We start from the raw sequence: 19048 nt of genomic DNA, 5'->3' as shown, positions 1-19048 counted from the left end.
GGCTCGACCCGCCGGCCGAACTCGGGCAGCGGCAGCCTCCCGGGCCGCGCGGTGCCGGTAACCGACGACCCCGACGACGAGGTCGATGTCCCTCCATTCATGCGCAGGTAGCCAACGGAACCTCAGGGGACCGTGACGGCGCTCAGCCACTAACCACAACGCATCCGTACTGTTCGCTGGGACGTGACGAACACTTTTTTGATCCCGGGGAGGCGGACCAGTGCGAATCAGGCGGGTCGTTACGACCCGTGCCGGTGGTCGGTCCAAGGCGCCCTACGAGTCGTTCAACCTGGGTGGCGGTGTGGGCGACGACCCGGCCGCGGTGGCCGCCAACCGGCACCGGCTGGCCGACGAGCTCGGCCTGGCACGTGACCGGCTGATCTGGATGGAGCAGGTGCACGGCCGCAACGCCGAGGTCGTCGACGGCCCGCGGGCGGAGGCGGTCGAGGCCACCGACGCGCTCGTCACCGCCGAGCCGGGGCTCGCCCTCATCGCGCTGTGCGCCGACTGCGTGCCGGTGTTGCTCGCCGACCCCGAGGCCGGGGTCGTCGGCGCCGCGCACGCCGGCCGGGTCGGTGCCCGCGTCGGCGTGGTGCCCGCCGCGCTGGAGGCGATGCGTCGGGCCGGAGCGTCCGTCGACCGCGTCGAGGTGTTGCTCGGCCCGGCCGCGTGCGGCGAGTGCTACGAGGTGCCGGCCGCCATGCAGGCCGATGTCGAGCAGCACCTGCCGGGCAGCGCGAGCAAGACGCGGAAGGGCACGCCGGGGCTGGATATTCGGGCCGGGCTCTGGCAACAACTCGCCGATGCGGGCGTGGCCAAGATCGGCGTCGACCCTCGTTGCACCATCGAGGACGCGACGTTGTTCAGTCACCGCAGGGAAGGCACCACTGGGCGATTGGCCGCCCTGACCTGGCTCGAGCCGGACCCGGCCGGATGAGCCGACCGGACTCCGCGCGGCGCGAGCAGCTCGCGACGGCGCTGGCCGCCGTGCGCGAGCGGATCGCCGCCGCGGCCGCCCGCGCGGGCCGCGGTCCCGAGGAGGTCCGGCTGGTCGCGGTCACCAAGACGTTCCCGGCCGTCGACGCCGCCCTGCTCACCGACCTCGGCATGCTCGACCTGGGCGAGAACCGCGAGCAGGAGGCCGCCGGCAAGGCCGACGAGCTGCGGGAGCTCCGCCCGGAGGCGCCGGTCCGCTGGCACATGGTCGGCCGGCTGCAGCGAAACAAGGCCCGCTCGGTGGCGCGCTGGGCCGCGGAGATCCAGTCCGTCGACTCGGTTCGGCTCGCCCAGGCGCTCGACCGCGCCGCCGCGAACGCCCGCGAGGCGGGCGAGCGCACCGGGCCGCTCGACGTTCTCGTCCAGGCGAGCATCGACGGCGACCCCGAGCGCGGCGGCTGCCCGCTCGACGGGCTCGCCGAGCTCTCGGATGAGGTAGCTGGATCGGGTGAATTATGTCTCCGTGGGCTGATGGCCGTGGCCCCGCTGGGGATGGATCCGGCGGCGGCGTTCGGCTCACTGGCCCGAGCGGCCGATCGGCTGCGCCGCGATCACCCGGACGCCACGGAGCTGTCCGCCGGCATGACCAATGATCTTGAGATCGCGATTACACACGGTTCTACCTGCGTGCGTGTCGGAACCGCCTTGCTCGGCGCACGCGGGCTAGCCTCGCCCTAACGCACGTTCCGGGAGTCGTAGGTAACGAGGAACAGGTATGGGCACGCTGCAGAAGCTGAAGGCCTACTTCGGGATGGTCCCTGCCGACGAGTACGACGGTTACGACCTCGATGACCTCGACGATCCCGCGGCGGACTACCGGTCGGGTTACCGGCGACCGGAGTACCTGGACGACGAAGACGACCACGACCCGTATCCCGAGCCCGCTCACCGCCGCCCCGTGTTCGCGGGTCGGCGCGGGTACCGGGACGAGGCCGAGGCGGACCGCTACGACGAGCGCGAGACGGAGCTGTCCGCCCGCGTCGACCTCCCACCGCGGCCCGCCAACCGGCCACGCGCAGGTCAGACGTGGTCGTCGGCGGCGCCGGTGCAGGGGGCGCTGGCCGTGGAACCTCGCCGGGACCCGGCGCCGCGGCCGCGTCCGGTGGAGCCCGCGGCGACCCCGACGGGCTACCCGATCGGCCGCGTCGTGACCCTCCACCCGACCAGCTTCGCCGAGGCCAGGGCCATCGGCGAGCACTACCGGGACGGCACCCCGGTGATCATGAACCTGACCGAGCTGGACGACGCGGACGCACGCCGTCTCGTCGACTTCGCGGCCGGGCTGGCCTTCGCCATGCGGGGCTCGATGGACAAGGTCACCAACAAGGTGTTCTTGATCTCACCGCCGAACCAGGACCCCACCGCGGAGGACAAACGCCGAATAGCGGAGGGCGGGTTGCTCAACCGAACCTGATTGATGGCAGAGTTGACAGCGTGGACCCCCTCCGGCTTGTCTTGTACTGGGTACTGTTCGTCTTCTGGCTGTTCCTGACCGCCCGAGTCGTGGTCGAACTCGTACGAGCGTTCGCGAGAGAGTGGCGCCCGGCCGGTGGGGTTGCGGTAACGCTGGAGACCATCTACACAGTGACCGACCCTCCGGTCCGATTGCTCCGTCGGCTGATCCCGATGGTCAGGATCGGCGGGGTAGGGCTGGACCTATCGATTATGGTGCTGCTGTTGGTCGTGTTCATACTGATGCGACTGGCCTATCCAGGGTGACGGGGACTCCCGGATGGGTCGCAGCCGATGAGTGCGTGAGGTGATCAGATGTCGTTGACCCCCGCTGACGTACATAACGTCGCGTTCAGCAAGCCTCCCATTGGCAAGCGGGGCTACAACGAGGACGAGGTGGACGCTTTCCTTGACCTGGTCGAGGTTGAGCTGTCCCGGCTCATCGAGGAGAACAACGACCTGCGTGCGCAGGTCGAGCAGCTCGACGCACAGCTCGAGTCGGCTCGTGCCGACATCGAGAATGCGAGCCACGCCGCGCCACCGGCGCCGGCGCGTGTCGACGAGCCGCGCCGGCTGACGCCGGTGCCGCCGCCGAGCGCGATGGAGCAGACCTCCCCGGGCGGCGCGGGCGGTGATCACCACGTGCAGGCCGCCAAGGTGCTGGGGCTGGCCCAGGAGATGGCCGACCGGCTCACCGGCGAGGCCAAGGCCGAGTCCGACGGCATGCTTGCCGAGGCCCGGACCAAGTCCGAGCAGCTGTTGTCCGAGGCCAGGGCCAAGTCGGACACCATGGTCAACGAGGCGCGTACCCGCGCCGAGACCATGCTCAACGACGCGCGTACCCGGGCCGAGACGCTGGAGCGTCAGGCCAGGGACAAGGCGACCACGCTGGAGCGCGATGCCCAGCGGCAGCACTCCGAGGTCCTCGGTCAGGTGCAGGCGGAACGCACGGCGCTCGAGAAGAAGATCGACGAGCTGCGGACCTTCGAGCGTGAGTACCGGACCCGGTTGAAGACGTTCCTCGAGTCGAGCCTGCGCGAGCTGGGCGACCGCGGTTCGGCCGCGCCGACCACCGGAGCGGGCTCGTCGGACAGCAGCCGTTCCGGGCAGCAGGGCTACGCCTTCGGTCCGCGTGCCGCCGAGGCCGGCTGAGCCGGCCGACGCGGGAAAGGCCTAGCGGGGGTTCGTCGCGTGCTGTACCTCGTCCTGGGCTTGGTGCTGGCAGCCTTCGGGCTGCTCATCGCCGCGCTGACCACGGCGAACACGCTGTTCGCCTGGGCCTCGGTCGCGGTGAGCGTGGTCGCGGCCGGCCTGCTGGTCCTCGACTGGGTCCGCGGGCGCCGGCGAGTCGCCGAGGACACCCCGGCGGGGGAGTCCGAGGCGGTTCCGGCGCGCTCGGAGCCGCCATTCGGCGACGAGACGCCGCCGCTCAGCGAATCGGTGCCGGCCGGCCCCACTCGCTCCGAGGCGGCGTTCCCGGCCGTCTCGGAGCCGGCCTCGGAACCGGACTGGGCGGACGACGAGCCGATCCCCGCCGTCCTCGCCGAGCGCACGCCCGACGCACCCGCCGAGGAGCCCGCCGACAGCCCTGCCGAGCGGCGTGCCGCGCGGGCCGCCAACCGGCCAACGGAGCGACGGGCGGAGCGGCCTTCCGAGCCTCCGGAGAAGCTGGCGGCGCAGGAGGCCGGCGAGCCGGGGGAGGAGCAGACCGACGCCGCCGACCTGCTCGTGGTGTCCGACCTTCGCGACGAGGTCCGCGTGGTCGACGAGCACCCGCGCTACCACCTGGCGAGCTGTACCTACCTGCGCGACAAGCCCACCCTGCCGCTTCCGGTGGCCGAGGCCCGCCAGCTCGGCTTCACGCCGTGTGCTCGCTGCGGCCCCGACGCCACCCTCGCCGCCCGGCACCGAGCCACGCGCTAACCGGTTGCCGGGCCTGGCTATCCTGAACACAGCGGCGACGATCCGGCCATCACCGGGGAGCCTCCGGAAGAACGGGCGCGAGCCTCAGTAGAACCGGACGGGACGGCCCGACACAGCCGACCAATGAGCGGCCGACGCGAGCAGCGTCGGCAAGCGGGGTGGTACCGCGGCGTCAGTCGTCCCCGTGTGAGCACGAGGCACACGAGGCGACAACACAGGAACGACCGCGAGGAACCCCGATGGCATACCCCAAGGCGCAGCACGGACCGGTCGGCGACACGGGAACCGGCGTCGCCGCCCAGCCGTCCTTCCCGAACCTCGAGCTGGCCGTGCTCGACTACTGGGCCACCGACCGCACCTTCCAGGAGTCCGTCGACGCGCGCCCGGCGGGGACCAACGGCACCAACGAGTTCGTCTTCTACGACGGCCCGCCGTTCGCCAACGGCCTGCCGCACTACGGCCACCTGCTCACCGGCTACGTCAAGGACGTCGTGCCGCGCTACCAGACCATGCTCGGCAAGCACGTCGAGCGCCGGTTCGGCTGGGACTGCCACGGCCTGCCCGCGGAGTTCGAGGCCGAGCAGCAGCTGGGCATCAAGACCAAGGACGAGATCGAGGAGATGGGCGTCGCCGCGTTCAACGACGCCTGCCGCACCTCGGTGCTCCGGTACACCGACCAGTGGCGCGACTACGTAACCCGCCAGGCTCGCTGGGTCGACTTCGACAACGACTACAAGACGCTCGACCTCGACTTCATGGAGAGCGTCATGTGGGCGTTCAAGTCCTTGTGGGACAAGGGCTTGATCTACGAGGGCTACCGCGTCCTGTGGTACTGCTGGCGCTGCGAGACGCCGCTGTCCAACACCGAGACCCGGATGGACGACGTCTACCTCGACCGCCAGGACCCGGCCGTCACGGTCGGCCTGCGCCTCGAGACCGGCGAGCTGGCGCTGGTGTGGACGACCACGCCGTGGACGCTGCCCTCGAACCTCGCGATGGCCGTGCACCCCGACGTGGACTACGTGGTCGTGGAGCCGGAAGGACGAGCTGGCGAGCGCTACCTCCTGGCCGAGGCACGGCTGGCGGCGTACGCGCGGGAGCTGGGCGAGAACCCGCCGGTCGTCGAGCGGCTCATGGGAGGCCAGCTACTCGGCCGGCGCTACACGCCGCCGTTCGACTTCTTCGCCGGCCGGGAGAACGCCCACCAGATCCTCCCCGCGGACTACGTCACCACCGAGGACGGCACCGGCATCGTGCACATCGCGCCGGCCTACGGTGAGGAGGACAAGGCAGTCACCGACGCGGCCGGCATCACGCCCGCCACGCCGGTCGACCCGCACGGCCGGTTCGACTCGCAGGTCCCGCCGTACGAGGGCATGCAGGTCTTCGACGCCAACGGCCAGATCATCAGCGACCTCAAGGCGCGCGGCGTCGTGCTGCGCCACGAGACCTACGACCACCCGTACCCGCACTGCTGGCGCTGCGGCAACCCGCTGATCCAGCGCGCGGTGTCGTCGTGGTTCGTCGCGGTGACGAAGTTCCGGGACCGCATGGTCGAGCTGAACCAGGAGATCAACTGGGTGCCCTCGCACGTGCGCGACGGCCAGTTCGGCAAGTGGCTGGAGAACGCCCGCGACTGGTCGATCTCGCGCAACCGGTTCTGGGGCTCACCGATCCCGGTGTGGACCTCGGACGACCCGGAGCACCCGCGCACGGACGTCTACGGCTCGCTCGACGACCTCGAGCGCGACTTCGGCGTGCGGCCGACCGACCTGCACCGCCCGTTCGTCGACGAGCTCACCCGGCCCAACCCGGACGACCCGACGGGCCGCTCGACCATGCGCCGGGTGCCCGAGGTGCTGGACTGCTGGTTCGAGTCCGGTTCGATGCCCTACGCGCAGGTGCACTACCCGTTCGACAACGCGGAGTGGTTCGAGCACCACTACCCGGGCGACTTCATCGTCGAGTACAACGGCCAGACGCGCGGCTGGTTCTACACCATGCACGTGCTGGCGACCGCGCTCTTCGACCGGCCGGCGTTCCGCAACTGCGTGGCGCACGGCATCGTGCTCGGTGACGACGGGCAGAAGATGTCCAAGTCGCGCAAGAACTACCCGGACGTCAACGAGGTGTTCTCGCGCGACGGCTCGGACGCGATGCGCTGGTTCCTGATGGCGTCGCCGATCCTGCGCGGCGGCGACCTGGTGGTGACCGAGCGCGGCATCCGCGACGCGGTCCGCCAGGCCGTGCTGCCGCTGTGGAACTGCTGGTACTTCCTGGCCCTGTACGCGAACGCCGAGTCGGTCGAGGGCACCTGGCGGACCGACTCGCCGCACGTGTTGGACCGGTACGTGCTCGCGAAGACCCACTCGCTCGTCGTGGCCACGCGCGAGGCGATGGACGCCTACGACCTGTCCGGGGCCTGCGCCGGCGTGCGGGACTTCCTGGAGGCGCTGACCAACTGGTACGTCCGCCGGTCGCGGGACCGCTTCTGGGACGGTGACAAGGACGCGATCGACACGCTGCACACGGTGCTCGAGGTCGTGTCGCGGGTCGTGGCGCCGATGCTGCCGCTGACCGCGGAGGCGGTGTGGCGCGGGCTGACCGGTGGGCGGTCGGTGCACCTGGCGGACTGGCCGGCCGACGACGCGCTGCCGGCCGACGACGCGCTCGTGACGGCCATGGACCGGGTGCGGCAGGTCTGCTCGGCCGCGCTCGGGCTGCGCAAGGCGAACCGGCTGCGGGTGCGGCTGCCGCTGGCGTCGCTGGTGGTGGCCGCGCCGGACGCGGACACGCTGGCGCCGTTCACCGACCTGGTCGCCGACGAGGTGAACGTCCGAGAGGTGTCGCTGACCACCGACGTGGCCGCGCACGGCCGTTCCGAGCTCGTGGTCAACGCGCGGGCGTGCGGGCCGCGGCTCGGCGCGGACACGCAGAAGGTCATCCGCGCGGTGAAGGCGGGGGAGTGGACGATGTCCGGCGACACCGTCGTGGCCGCGGGGATCGAGCTGCTGCCGGGTGAGTACCAGCGCCGGCTGGTCGCCACCGACACCGGTGCGACGGCGGAGCTGCCGGCCTCGTCGGGTCTGGTCGTGCTGGACACGACGACGACGCCCGAGCTCGAGGCCGAGGGCGTGGCCCGCGACCTGGTCCGCGTGGTCCAGCAGGCTCGCCGCGAGGCCGGCCTCGACGTGGCCGACCGCATCGCGCTGACGGTCGACGCGCCGGACGACGTCGTCGCCGCGGTCCGCGCCCACGAGGCGTTCGTGGCGGGCGAGACCCTGGCCGACTCGGTCTCCTACGGCCCGGCTGATGGAGGCGCGAGCTTCGCGGGCACGGTCGGCGACAACATGCCCGTCACCGTGCGGGTGGAGCGCACCTGACCATGCCGCTGCGGTTCGCGGTGCGCGTCAAACCCGGCGCGCGCCGCGACGCGGTGGGCGGCCGCTGGGCGAACGACGCACTGGTCGTCGCGGTGGCCGCCCCACCTGTCGAGGGCAAGGCGAACGAGGCCGTGCGCCGCGCCCTGGCCGCGGCGTTCGGCGTCCGCCGCCAGGACGTCACGATCGTCACCGGCGAGCGCGGCCGCGACAAGGTGGTAGAGGTGACCGGCGGCGACCCGAGCCGCCTCACTGAACTGCTGGCCTAGATCGCCGGGCGGTAGAAGAACGTCCGCCGCCTGCTGATCCTGCCGTCTTCGAACTGGTACCAGTCCGCGAAGATTTCCGCGATCGGTTCCCGTCGCGGTTCGTGCCTTCGAAATGTCCCCAGCAGAATCCGGTGCGCTCGTCGGTGAGCAGGCTGTCCAGCCGATGCCGGCTCTCGGCGAAATTGTGAACGAGCAGTTCTCCGGGTCGTTGACGATGAATATGCCTGCCATGCGTTCGGCATCGTCGCCGATGGCGGGGTCGTGGTGGTTCATCTGCCAGATGATCTCGCCGCCACTGCCGTTCCTGACCACGACGAACGAGGTCGGCAACCGGGCCGCCACCTGCTTCAGCAGGTCGCTGATCTGCTCCTTGTTGACCGCTGGAAAGTAGACGATGGAAACCCGGCTTTTTGGCTGAGTCGGTCGACACTGGCTCGCAGGGCTTCGAGTTGGGTCAGGACCAGCAACAGCGCGAGCAGCACCAGAATGATGACGATGCTCGACGAAACCGCCGCGGCACCGGCGACCGTGTTCCGGACGACCTCGGCGAGGACCGCGATAAGTGCCGCACCGATGGCGACGAATGTGGCCTTGCGGGACACGAACGTGAAAATACGAGGCACGGGCGGCGAGTTACTCACTCACGCCGCCCGTGCGCGGAATCGAGCTGGTAGCTACGCGGTCAATGTCCAGACCGCGTCGGCGATGGCGTCGCTGTTGTTGTCCAGCGCCGTCGCGTCGATGTTGTCCAATGTGTCGCACGAGGAGTGGTAGCACTCGTCGAAGGCCTCGCCCGCCGTGCCACCCCACTTCGCCGCCTGGTCGGCCGACTTGGACTCCTCGGCGCCGCTGAACACGCCGCCCGTGGGCACGCCCCCGTCCGCGAAGGCCGCGTGGTCCGAGCGGCCGCCGACGTCGACCGGCTCGGTCGGGATGCTCACCGCCGCGTAGTGGTTGTTCAGCATCTGCTCGAAGGCCGCGGAGCCCTCCGGCTGGCCGTTCGACGAGTACACGAAGTAACCGGGGTTCGGCGAGCCGATCATGTCGAAGTTCACGTAGCCCGCGATCTTGTCCAGCTCCGCCTGCGGCAGGCTCGAGACGTAGTGCGACGACCCGATCAGGCCCAGCTCCTCGGCGCCCCACCAGGCGAACCGCAGGTGCTTGGCCGGCTGCAGGTTCTGCTCGGCCACGGTCAGCGCGACCTCGAGCAGTCCCGCCGAGCCCGAGCCGTTGTCGTTGATGCCCGGCCCGGCCGACACGCTGTCCGCGTGCCCGCCGAACATCATCGTCTGGTTCTCGTCGCCGCCCGGCCAGTCGGCGATCAGGTTCCAGCCGGTGCCGCCCGCCGAGAACTCCTGGAGCTGGGTGGTGAACCCGGCCGCGTCGAGCGCGCCCTTGATGTAGTCCAGGCCGGCCCGGTAGCCCGGCTGGCCGTGGGCGCGGTTGCCGCCGTTGGCGTCCGCGATCCCCTGCAGCTGCGTCAGGTGCGCCTGCACGTCGGCGACCGGGATGTCCGGTGCAGCGGCGATCTGTGCCTGCTTGGGTGAAAGCTCCGGCGCCTGCGCGCCGGAGGCCGTGCCGTACACGACGGCGACGGTAAGGGTGACGGTGCTGAGTGTGACCAGCGCGAGACGCAGTCTCATGATCTTCCTCCGTGGAGTTACCGATCTCCAGCCAGCGTGTCAACCGTCCGTTTTGCACGCTAGGTTCGTTCGTCGGGAGTTCGCTGCGTGTCTCGGGAGGTGAGCGTGGGTCCCGAGCTGTCGGTCGTGCTGGGGGCCGTCGCCGCGGTTCTCCTCGTCGCCGTGCTCGCGGTGCGGATCTCCGTGCGGCTCGGGCTCCCGTCGTTGCTGCTGTACCTCGGCATCGGCGTCGTGCTCGGCGAGGCCGGCATCGGCATCCAGTTCGAGAACGCCGAGCTCACCGAGTCGCTCGGGCTGGCCGCGCTGGTCCTGATCCTCACCGAGGGCGGGCTCACCACCCGCTGGTCGCAGGTCAGGACGTCGCTGTGGCCGGGCATCATGCTGTCCACGGTCTCCGTCGCGGTGAGCATCGCGATCACCGGCACCGCGCTGCACCTGATCTTCGACTTCGAGTGGCGGCTCGCGCTGCTGTGGGGCGCGGTGCTCGCCTCGACCGACGCGGCCGCGGTGTTCAGCGTGCTGCGCAACGTCACGGTGAGCCGCCGGCTGGTCGGCACGTTGGAGCTCGAGTCCGGCATGAACGACGCGGCCGCCTACATCGCGGTGGTGCTGCTGGCCTCCGGCGGCACCGCCTCCTGGGGGCTGCCGTTCGTCGTGCTGTACGAGCTCGTCGTGGGCGCGCTGTTCGGCCTGCTGCTCGGCTGGATCGGCGCCGCGGCGCTGCGCCGGGCCGCGCTGCCGTCCACCGGCCTCTATCCACTTGCGACCGTCGCGGTATCGGTGCTCGCGTTCTCGGCGGGCTCGGCGGTGCATGCCTCCGGGTTGCTCGCCGCGTACGTGACCGCGCTCGTGCTCGGCAACTCGCGGCTGCCGCACCGCACGGACACCCTCTCCTTCGCCGAGGGGCTGGGCCTGCTGTCCCAGATCGGCCTGTTCGTGCTGCTCGGCCTGTTCATGTCGCCGGGCCGGCTGCTCGACGCGGTGGTGCCCGGCCTCGTCGCGGGCGCGGTCGTCGTCCTGCTCGCCCGGCCGGTGTCGGTCGTGGTCGCGCTGACGCCGTTCCACATGCCGTGGCGAGAACAGGCGTTCGTGTCCTGGGCCGGGCTGCGCGGCGCGGTGCCGATCGTGCTCGCGATGATCCCGGCCACCGAGGGGCTGTCCGGCGCACAGCAGCTCGTCGACGGCGTGTTCGTGCTGGTCATCGTGCTGACACTGGTGCAGGGCGGCACCCTGCAGCTGCTCGCGTCGAAGCTCGGCCTCGGCCGCGGCGCGCGCTCCCGGGAGATCGACGTCGACGCGGCCCCGCTCGACGAGCTCGGCGCCGTCCTGCTGACGGTGCGCGTCCCCAAGGGGTCCAAGATGCACGGCGTGTACCTGCGCGAGCTGCGGCTGCCCACCGGCGCGACGGTCAGCCTGGTCGTCCGCGCCGGTGTCGGGTACACCCCGGCGGCGGGCACCCGGCTGCAGGAGCACGACCAGCTGCTCGTGGTCGCCACCGAGCGGGCGCAGGTGGAGACCGAGCACCGGATCCGCGCGGTCGACCGCGCCGGCCGCTACGCCCGCTGGAAGGGCGAGACCGGCCAGGAGAACTGAAACCAGGCGAATTCTGGCAACCGTCACCTTCCTTCGACGGTGCCCGACTCTTGATCGACTGAACAGACTTTCGCTCAACCGAGGGCAGTTGTTGAGCGAGAGGGTGCGCACCGTGAGGATTCGGAGTCGGGTGGCCACGGTTCTGGGTGCCGTGGCGTTGATCGCCGGCGTGCTGGTGGTCGCGCCGGGCGCGACCGCGTCGCAGCAGGAGCGCGCGCCGTTCTTCCCCGCGTTCGGCCTGCCCTACGCGCCGGGCCAGGCCGCGTTCTCCGCGGGCATCCACTCCGACGACGGTGCCACCGGTCCGAAGAACGCGATCGACCTCGTGCCCAACGACGGCGTCGTGCGCGCCGCGCTCGGCGGCACCGTCCACGTGTGGCAGTGCGCGGGCGGCCCATGGGTCACGATCGACCATGCGGAGGGCTGGCGCACCGGCTACTACCACATGGAGAACATCCAGGTCGGCGACGGCCAGCAGGTCGCGCAGGGCACCGTGCTCGGCACGATCGGCAACGCACTGCCCTGCGGCGGGTCGAGCAGCGGCGCGCACGTGCACTTCACGCTGTGGGCGCTGACCGCGTCGGCCGCCGAGAAGGCCGCCGACCCGGCCGTCGCCGGCAACTGGGACGGCGTGTCCTACGAGACGCTGTCCTCCGACATCGCGGCCGTGATCGGCGAGCCCGTCAACGGCAAGGTGTTCGGCGGCTGGCAGTTCTTCGAGGCGCCCCAGCAGTACTCGGGCCACACCGTCCGCCAGAGCGACAGCTGGGTGGTGCCGTTCCCGGGCACGTTCCTCTACGGCTGAGCCCTAGTCGATCATCGTGATCTGGCGGATCTTGTTCGTCGCGTCCAGGGCGGCCACCTTGTAGGACTCGGCGAGCGTCGGGTAGTTGAACACCGTGTCCACGAGGTAGTCGACCGTCCCGCCGCAGCCCATCACCGCCTGTCCGATGTGGACCAGCTCGGTGGCGCCGGTGCCGAACACGTGCACACCGAGCAGTGAACGGTCCTCCGGCGACACGAGCAGCTTCAGCACGCCGTAGGAGTCGCCGATGATCTGCCCGCGAGCGAGCTCGCGGTAGCGGGACACGCCGACCTCGAACGGCACCCGCTGCTCGGTCAGCTCGTCCTCGGTGCGGCCGATGTAGCTGATCTCGGGAATCGAGTAGATCCCGATCGGCTGCAGCTGGTGCATCTCGTGGGCCGGCTCGTCGCACGCGTGGTGCGCGGCCAGTCGGCCCTGCTCCATCGAGGTGGCCGCGAGCGCGGGGAAGCCGATCACGTCGCCGACCGCGTAGATGTGCTCGACCTCGGTGCGGAACAGGCTGTCGACCTTGATCCGCCCGCGCTTGTCCGCCGCGAGGCCGGCCTTGGGCAGGTCGAGGAACTCGGTCATGCCCTGCCGGCCGGCCGAGTACATCACCGTGTCGGCGGGGATCTTCTTGCCGCTCTCCAGGACCGCGACCGTGCCGTTCTTCCGCTTCTCCACGGCCGAGACCGTCTCGCCGAACCGGAAGGTCACCGCGAGGTCGCGCAGGTGGTACTTGAGTGCCTCGACCACCTCGGTGTCGCAGAACTCGAGCATCCGCATCCGCTGCTCGATCACCGTGACCTTGGTGCCCAGCGCGGCGAACATCGACGCGTACTCGATACCGATCACCCCGGCGCCGACCACGATCATGGAGCGCGGGATCTTCTCCAGCCCCAGGATCCCGTCCGAGTCGATGATCGTCTGCGCGTCGAAGTCCACACTGGACGGACGAGCGGGTGTCGTGCCGGTGGCGATCACGATCTTGTCCGCGGTCACCGAGCGCTCCTGACCGCTGCCGTCGGAGACCTGGACGGTGTGCGGGTCGATGAACCGCCCCATGCCGGGCAGGATCGTGACGCCGTTGCGGGTGAGCTGGGAGCGGATCACGTCGACCTCGCGGCCGACGACGTGGCTCGTCCGGGCGGTGAGGTCGCCGATCGTGATCTCGTCCTTGACCCGGTAGCTCTGCCCGTACAGCTCGCGCTGGGACATGCCGGTGAGGTAGAGCACGGCCTCGCGCAACGTCTTGGACGGGATGGTGCCGGTGTTGATGCAGACACCGCCGATCATGTTCCGCCGCTCGACCAGCGCGACCTTCGCGCCGAGCTTCGCCGAGGCGATCGCCGCCTTCTGTCCACCCGGTCCCGAGCCCAGCACCAGCACGTCATAGTCACTCATGACTGGAGTCTGTCAAGCACGCACGCGGATGGACAGGTCGACTCCCGATCGGCTACCGTCCGTTCACGAAGGTCACGAGTGCCAGCGTCAAGCCCCGGCTTGCTGGCCGGCAACCCTCCAACCGCGGTGGGGTGCCCCGGGTGAGGACCTGGCCCGTCGCGAGGTGCGGTGGGCAAGCGCGGGCCCCGGGGCGGGGTCCCCGAACCTCGGAGGCTCACCATGACGCTCGCCGTACCCCGACCCGTGTCCGATCCCGTCTCCGCCGCGCTGCCGGCCGTCGTCGGCGCGCGGCTGACCGTGCCGCTGGTGGACGGTAGCCGGGTGCCGTACGCGAACCTCGACCACGCGGCCAGCGCACCCTGTCTGGAGACGGTTCGCGACGCGGTCGACGAGCTGCTGCCCTGGTACGCCAGCGTGCACCGCGGCGCGGGGTTCGCCTCCCAGGTGTCCACAAAGGTCTATGAGCGGGCGCGGGAGGTGCTGCGCCGGTTCGTCGGCGCCCGGCGTACCGACACGGTGGTGTTCACCCGCAACACGACCGACGCGCTGAACCTGTTGGCACGCGCGCTGCCGCGGACCACCTCGGTGGTGCACTTCGACACCGACCACCACGCCGCGCTGCTGCCGTGGCGCGGTCCACGGGTGCGCCGCATCTCCTCGGTCGCGAGCCTCGACGCGGCGTTGCGCGTGTGCCCGACCGGCCCGCGGCTGGTGGTGGTGACCGGCGCGTCGAACGTGACGGGCGAGCTCTGGCCGGTGGCCGACGTCGCCGCGGTCGCCCGCCAGCACGGCGCCCGCGTCGTGCTCGACGCCGCCCAGCTGGCCCCGCACCGCCCGGTCGACATCCGGGCGCTCGACGTGGACTACGTCGTGCTGTCCGGACACAAGCTCTACGCCCCGTTCGGCGCCGGCGCGCTGGTCGGCCGCGCGGACTGGCTGCGGGCGGCCGACCCGTACCTGGTCGGCGGGGGAGCGACCGCGCTGGTGGCCGACCGCGGTTCGCACCTCGCGGTGTCCTGGTCCACCGGCCCGGAGCGGCACGAGGCCGGCACCCCGAACGTGGTCGGCGCGCACGCGCTCGCGGTGGCGTGCGAGACGCTGGGCCGCCACTGGGACGCGATCGCCGAGCACGAGCGGGCGCTGCTCGACCGGCTGCGCGCGGGCCTGGCCGCAGTGCCGGGGCTGCGCCAACTGTCCCTGCACGAGTCGTCCTTCCCCAGTGGCGACCGGGTGGGCGTGGTGAGCTTCGCGGTCGCCGGCCGGGACCCGGGCCTGCTCGCGGCGGCCCTGTCGGCCGAGCACGGCATCGGCGTGCGGGACGGCGCGTTCTGCGCCCACATCGCGACCCGCCGGCTGCTCGAGTCGGCCGGTGCCCCGGGGACCCGGGCGCTGCGCGCGAGCCTCGGCCTGGCGAGCACGGAAGAGCACGTCGACCGCCTGGTGACCGCGCTCGGTTCGCTCGTCGAGCGGGGTCCGCGGTGGCACTACGCGCAGGTCGACGGCCGCTGGACGCCCACCCCCGACCCGCGCCCGCTGCCGCCGTTCGCCTCCGCCGCCTGACCCCGCGCGAGGACCGTGGACAATGGGTGGGTGAGCGACGAGACCAGCACCGACGCCGGCGAGGACCTCGACACCGAGCAGCCGGCCGGTACGGACACCGAAGAGCCGCCACCCGCCGAGCCGCTGCCGCCCCGGCGCGGCTGGTTGTTCGCGATCGTGGCGCCCGTGGTGCTGATCGCCGACATCATCACGAAGATCGTCGCCGTCGCCTCGCTCGAGGGCGAGCCGCCGGTGCGGATCCTCGGTGGGCTCGCCTACCTGCAGCTCGTCCGCAACCCCGGCGCCGCGTTCGGCATGGCCACCGGGATGACCTGGCTGCTCACGCTCGTCGCCCTCTCGGTGGTGGTCGCGATCATCTGGATCATGCCCAAGCTGCGCTCGGTCGGTTGGGCCATCGGGCTCGGGCTCGTGCTCGCCGGTGCGCTGGGCAACCTCATCGACCGGTTCTTCCGTGAGCCCGGCCCGCTGCGCGGCCACGTGGTCGACTTCGTCTCGCCGTTCTCGCCCAACGGGGACGTCTTCCCGGTGTTCAACGTCGCCGACTCGTCGATCGTCATCGGCGGGGCGCTCATCGTGCTCATGGCCCTGCTCGGCCGCGACTACGACGGCCGCAACACCAAGGAAAAGCGCACGTGAGTGCACGGACCCTGCCGGTCCCGGACGGGCTGGACGGTATGCGGGTCGACGCGGGGCTCGCCAAGCTGCTCGGCCTGTCCCGCACCGCGGTCGTCGCGCTCACCGAGTCGGGCGACGTGAGCCTCGACGGCCGGCCCGCCGGCAAGTCCGACCGGCTCGTCGCGGGCGCGTGGCTCGAGGTGACGCTGCCCGAGCCGGAACATCCGGCGCCCCCGCCGGCCGAGCCCGTGCCCGGCATGGCGATCCTGCACGAGGACGACGACATCATCGTCGTGAACAAGCCGGTCGGCGTGGCCGCGCACCCGAGCCCCGGCTGGACCGGCCCGACCGTCGTCGGCGGGTTGACCGCGGCCGGCGTGCGGGTGTCGACCTCCGGGTCGGCCGAGCGGCAGGGCGTGGTGCACCGGCTCGACGTCGGCACCACCGGGGTCATGGTCGTGGCCAAGAGCGAGCACGCGTACACCGTGCTCAAGCGGGCCTTCAAGGAGCGGACCGTGGAGAAGGGCTACCACGCGCTCGTCCAGGGCCACCCGGACCCGACCGACGGCACCATCGACGCGCCGATCGACCGGCACCCCAAGCACGACTACAAGTTCGCCGTGGTCGCCGCCGGCCGGCCGAGCGTCACGCATTACCGCACGCTGGAGGCCTTCCGCGCGGCCACGCTCGTCGACATCCGGCTGGAGACCGGCCGTACGCACCAGATCCGGGTGCACTTCGCGGCGCTGCGCCACCCGTGCGTCGGCGACCTGACCTACGGTGCCGACCCCGTGCTCGCCAAGCGCCTCGCGCTGACCCGCCAGTGGCTGCACGCCCGCCGCCTCGGTTTCGACCATCCGGCGGACGGCCGTTGGGTCGAGTTCACCAGCGAATATCCCGACGACCTTCGCGCCGCCTTGGACCGACTCGCCGCCGAAAGCTGAACGGACGGCGGTTCGGTCGCGTAGGTTGTCCGAAACGGAGCCTGGGTACGAGGTGTTGCCATGACGGAGCGAAACGACCATTTGGCCGAGGGCTACCTCGTCGACGGCGTTGCACCGCCGGTGATCGGCGGCGCGGAGAGTCCCGAGCCCCCGACGGCCGACGAGGACTACGACGACTTCCGGCCGAACACCCGCCGCGCGGAGTTCCAGCCGGGCACCCGCCGCGAACCGCCGACCACGCCGATCCCCGCGCAGAGCCCGCCGGCCGGCTACGGTGCGCAGGGGCAGCAGGAGGAGCGAAAGGGCTGGCTGGGTCGGATGTTCGGCGGCCGTTAGCCCTCACGCAGTCCCGAAGTGACCCGCGAGACCACGCCCCACCGCGGGTTCTGCACGGCCGCCCGCCACTGGTCCGCGGCCAACAGCGCCGCCGCGATGTCGAGCACGTCGGCGTCCCAGCCGAGCGAGCCGGCCTCGAACGACAGCAGCGGGAACACCAGGCACGCGAGTCCGGCCAGGACCGCGGTCCATTTCGCCTTGACCGCCAGCGCGGCGAGGCAGATCACCGCCGCGAGCGTCTCGTCGACGACGAGCATCACGATCGTCGCGAGCCACAGCTTCGCGCCCAGCACCCGGACGGCCGCCTCGGGATCGGGCCCGGCCGGCTCGCTCCCGATCCGCCGCTTGTCGCGGTCCAGGTGGTCGAGCACCGGCGGATAGGCGGCCACCCACAACAGGAACAGCAGGTAGGCGAACAGCCGCGGCCCGACCGGGATGTGGGCCTCGGACTGGAACTGACCAAGGAAGTACGCGGGCACCAGCGTCGTCGCGAGCGCCAGCACGAACAGCACGGTGCCGACCCGCGCGAGCCCGCGGATCCGGGTCCACAGCGCGAGCACCACCGGCGGCACCACCACGAACCAGCCGATCCCCGGGTTCTGCAGGACGAAGGCGTAGGAGATCACCGCCGTGGTCGTGACGTACAGCGAGTAGACGACCCACCGGGAGACGCGTTCCTCGACGAGCCACGGCAGGACCAGTTCGACGAGCTTTCGCAGCAGGGGGCCCACGGAACGTCGTCAGTCCTCGACGGTCCAGTTCAGGGTGCGGGACTCCTCGTCCGGGCGCGGGCTCCAGCGCACCGAGGTGACCTCGGTCTGCTCCGGCACCACGTACACGGTGTGCCCACCCGCGGTCTCGCCCGGCGGCACGCCGATCCGGTGCGGCGGCCGCGACGACAGCGACACCGGCGCCTTCGAGATCGTCTTCCCGTCCGGGGTGACCAGCACCAGGTACAGGTCGGGCAACGACTGGAACGCCACCGACCCCCGGTTGGTCAGCTCCGTGTGCACGACGACCGACCGCTCGCCCTCCTGCAGCCGGTAGCCGGCCGCGGTGAACAGGTAGTCGGCCGGGTCGACGACCTCGACGAGCTGGATCGCGAGCTTCTCGCCCTCCAGCCCCTCGGCCCGCAGCACGGTGCCGACCTTGCCCTGCCGGGTCTCGCTCTCGGTCCGCACGGTCGGCTGCGTGACGTCCTGCGGCGGCTGGTCGCCCCGCGCCCACGACGCGGTCTGCGGCGGTCCCCACATGGACATCGGCTGGTCCGGCGCGGCCGGGAACCCTCCGCTGGGCGGGCCGTGCTGCATGGGCACCGGTCCGCTCGGCGGCCCGGTCGGCGCCGAATAGCCGGCCATCGGACCCGGCTGCCGCTGCTGCATCGGTTGGGGACCCGACTGGACCGGCTGTGGACCCGACTGCATCGGGTGCGGTCCGGACGAGACGGCATGCGGTCCGGACGACACGGCGTGCGGTCCGGACGGTCCCTGCACGGGGTGTGGTCCGGACGGGCCCTGCGGCACCGGCGTGGCGGGCGGGCCCTGGTACTGCATCGGCACCGGGCCGGACGGCGGCTGGTACTGCTGGGGCGGGTACGCGAACGAGGCCTGGTGCATCGCGGCCGCGGCGGCGCGCAGCCGGTTCGGGTCGCACTCCACGCCGACCAACAGCGGCAGCCCGGTCGCGGACAGCGCGACGAGGCGCGAGGCCACCTCGCGGGGATCCATCCCCACGCGGGCGGCGATCTCGTGCACTGCTGCTCTGCCCATCTCGGCGACGACGCCGAGCAGGCGCGCGTCAACCGGATCCGTCGCGACCACGGATCGCACGCTACCCGGTCGGCGCGATCATCGCGCCTGTGCCGCGCCCATGCCATGCCCATACCGCGACGCGCCGAGCGGATGTCTCGCGATCGCTGGCAGTATCGCGGCGTGGCGATCGTCGACGAGCTCGTACACCGGGGCCGCTGGACCCGGGACGACCGTGCCGAGGACTTCTGGACCCGGCTGCCGTTCGAGGTGCCGGCGGGCTGCGCGGGGATCGAGGCCGAGCTCGCCGTCGCGGACCCCGACGCGGTGATCGACCTCGGCTGCGAGGGCGCCGCGGGCTGGCGCGGCTGGTCCGGCGG

At 71.5% G+C, this 19048-nt stretch carries 20 protein-coding genes and 1 riboswitch; of the genes, 15 read left to right on the top strand and 5 right to left on the bottom strand.

Annotated features, from left to right (window positions below; translation table 11 throughout):
- Window positions 1–220 precede the first annotated feature (220 nt).
- From pgeF to ACRDSK_RS20335, 8 genes are all read left to right on the top strand, one after another.
- Window positions 221–937, top strand: coding sequence for a peptidoglycan editing factor PgeF (pgeF, locus tag ACRDSK_RS20370; protein WP_431442796.1), 717 nt, complete (start codon window positions 221–223; stop codon window positions 935–937).
- Window positions 934–1674, top strand: a complete 741-nt coding sequence (locus ACRDSK_RS20365; RefSeq protein WP_431442795.1) for a YggS family pyridoxal phosphate-dependent enzyme — start codon at window positions 934–936, stop codon at window positions 1672–1674. Before pgeF ends, ACRDSK_RS20365 begins: the two co-directional genes overlap by 4 nt.
- Window positions 1675–1711: 37 nt before the next feature.
- Entirely contained in the window at window positions 1712–2410 is a 699-nt protein-coding gene (locus ACRDSK_RS20360) for a cell division protein SepF (RefSeq protein ID WP_431442794.1), read from the top strand.
- Between the two features lie 20 nt (window positions 2411–2430).
- Window positions 2431–2715, top strand: a complete 285-nt coding sequence (locus ACRDSK_RS20355; protein ID WP_291418510.1) for a YggT family protein — start codon at window positions 2431–2433, stop codon at window positions 2713–2715.
- 48 nt (window positions 2716–2763) lie between these two features.
- Window positions 2764–3600, top strand: coding sequence for a DivIVA-like cell division protein Wag31 (wag31, locus tag ACRDSK_RS20350; protein ID WP_431442793.1), 837 nt, complete (start codon window positions 2764–2766; stop codon window positions 3598–3600).
- A 39-nt stretch (window positions 3601–3639) separates the two neighbouring features.
- Window positions 3640–4371 (top strand): hypothetical protein, encoded by a 732-nt coding sequence (locus ACRDSK_RS20345; protein WP_431442792.1) that lies wholly within the window; start codon window positions 3640–3642, stop codon window positions 4369–4371.
- A gap of 239 nt (window positions 4372–4610) precedes the next feature.
- On the top strand, window positions 4611–7754 hold the full coding sequence (gene ileS / locus ACRDSK_RS20340; protein ID WP_431442791.1) for an isoleucine--tRNA ligase: 3144 nt from the start codon (window positions 4611–4613) through the stop codon (window positions 7752–7754).
- A gap of 2 nt (window positions 7755–7756) precedes the next feature.
- Window positions 7757–8020 (top strand): DUF167 domain-containing protein, encoded by a 264-nt coding sequence (locus ACRDSK_RS20335; RefSeq protein ID WP_431442790.1) that lies wholly within the window; start codon window positions 7757–7759, stop codon window positions 8018–8020.
- A gap of 347 nt (window positions 8021–8367) precedes the next feature.
- Here ACRDSK_RS20335 and ACRDSK_RS20330 read toward each other — a convergent pair whose 3' ends face one another.
- Both ACRDSK_RS20330 and ACRDSK_RS20325 read right to left on the bottom strand, forming a co-directional pair.
- A complete protein-coding gene (locus ACRDSK_RS20330; RefSeq protein WP_431442789.1) occupies window positions 8368–8622 on the bottom strand; it encodes a hypothetical protein in 255 nt (84 codons plus the stop codon).
- 72 nt (window positions 8623–8694) lie between these two features.
- Window positions 8695–9663, bottom strand: coding sequence for a M28 family metallopeptidase (locus ACRDSK_RS20325; RefSeq protein WP_431442788.1), 969 nt, complete (start codon window positions 9661–9663; stop codon window positions 8695–8697).
- Between the two features lie 105 nt (window positions 9664–9768).
- Between ACRDSK_RS20325 and ACRDSK_RS20320 the strand changes: the two genes are divergently transcribed.
- Both ACRDSK_RS20320 and ACRDSK_RS20315 read left to right on the top strand, forming a co-directional pair.
- Window positions 9769–11256 (top strand): potassium/proton antiporter, encoded by a 1488-nt coding sequence (locus ACRDSK_RS20320; RefSeq protein ID WP_431442787.1) that lies wholly within the window; start codon window positions 9769–9771, stop codon window positions 11254–11256.
- Window positions 11257–11368: 112 nt separating this feature from the next.
- On the top strand, window positions 11369–12061 hold the full coding sequence (locus ACRDSK_RS20315) for a M23 family metallopeptidase (protein WP_431442786.1): 693 nt from the start codon (window positions 11369–11371) through the stop codon (window positions 12059–12061).
- Between the two features lie 3 nt (window positions 12062–12064).
- Here ACRDSK_RS20315 and sthA read toward each other — a convergent pair whose 3' ends face one another.
- Complete coding sequence (gene sthA, locus ACRDSK_RS20310; RefSeq protein WP_431442785.1) at window positions 12065–13465, bottom strand: Si-specific NAD(P)(+) transhydrogenase; 1401 nt, start codon at window positions 13463–13465, stop codon at window positions 12065–12067.
- Between the two features lie 70 nt (window positions 13466–13535).
- A riboswitch (SAM riboswitch) is annotated at window positions 13536–13650 on the top strand.
- A gap of 34 nt (window positions 13651–13684) precedes the next feature.
- Between sthA and ACRDSK_RS20305 the strand changes: the two genes are divergently transcribed.
- Genes ACRDSK_RS20305 through ACRDSK_RS20290 form a run of 4 tightly spaced genes read left to right on the top strand, consistent with a single transcriptional unit; the run spans window position 13685 to window position 16920 of the window.
- Window positions 13685–15025 carry an aminotransferase class V-fold PLP-dependent enzyme gene (locus ACRDSK_RS20305; RefSeq protein ID WP_431442784.1) on the top strand — a complete coding sequence of 447 codons (1341 nt, stop codon included), beginning with the start codon at window positions 13685–13687 and terminating at the stop codon, window positions 15023–15025.
- 30 nt (window positions 15026–15055) lie between these two features.
- Window positions 15056–15661: a signal peptidase II gene (lspA, locus tag ACRDSK_RS20300; RefSeq protein ID WP_431442783.1), complete on the top strand. Its 606-nt coding sequence runs from the start codon at window positions 15056–15058 to the stop codon at window positions 15659–15661.
- A complete protein-coding gene (locus ACRDSK_RS20295) occupies window positions 15658–16584 on the top strand; it encodes an RluA family pseudouridine synthase (RefSeq protein ID WP_431442782.1) in 927 nt (308 codons plus the stop codon). The genes lspA and ACRDSK_RS20295 overlap by 4 nt, the downstream gene beginning before the upstream one ends.
- Window positions 16585–16644: 60 nt before the next feature.
- Entirely contained in the window at window positions 16645–16920 is a 276-nt protein-coding gene (locus ACRDSK_RS20290) for a hypothetical protein (RefSeq protein ID WP_431442781.1), read from the top strand.
- On the opposite strand, the gene ACRDSK_RS20285 is transcribed toward ACRDSK_RS20290, so the two are convergent.
- The gene (locus ACRDSK_RS20285; protein WP_431442780.1) at window positions 16917–17651 is read right to left on the bottom strand and encodes a hypothetical protein; all 735 of its coding nucleotides are present in this window, start codon (window positions 17649–17651) and stop codon (window positions 16917–16919) included. The genes ACRDSK_RS20290 and ACRDSK_RS20285 overlap by 4 nt on opposite strands.
- 9 nt (window positions 17652–17660) lie before the next feature.
- Complete coding sequence (locus ACRDSK_RS20280; protein ID WP_431442779.1) at window positions 17661–18740, bottom strand: AsnC family protein; 1080 nt, start codon at window positions 18738–18740, stop codon at window positions 17661–17663.
- Between the two features lie 111 nt (window positions 18741–18851).
- Here ACRDSK_RS20280 and ACRDSK_RS20275 point away from each other — a divergent pair.
- Window positions 18852–19048: hypothetical protein (locus ACRDSK_RS20275; RefSeq protein ID WP_431442778.1), on the top strand; the 197-nt coding region annotated here is incomplete at its 3' end.

It is taken from the genome of Actinophytocola sp., from assembly GCF_050699915.1.
Classification (GTDB): domain Bacteria; phylum Actinomycetota; class Actinomycetes; order Mycobacteriales; family Pseudonocardiaceae; genus Actinophytocola.
This window is presented reverse-complemented; position numbering and strand designations above follow the sequence as displayed.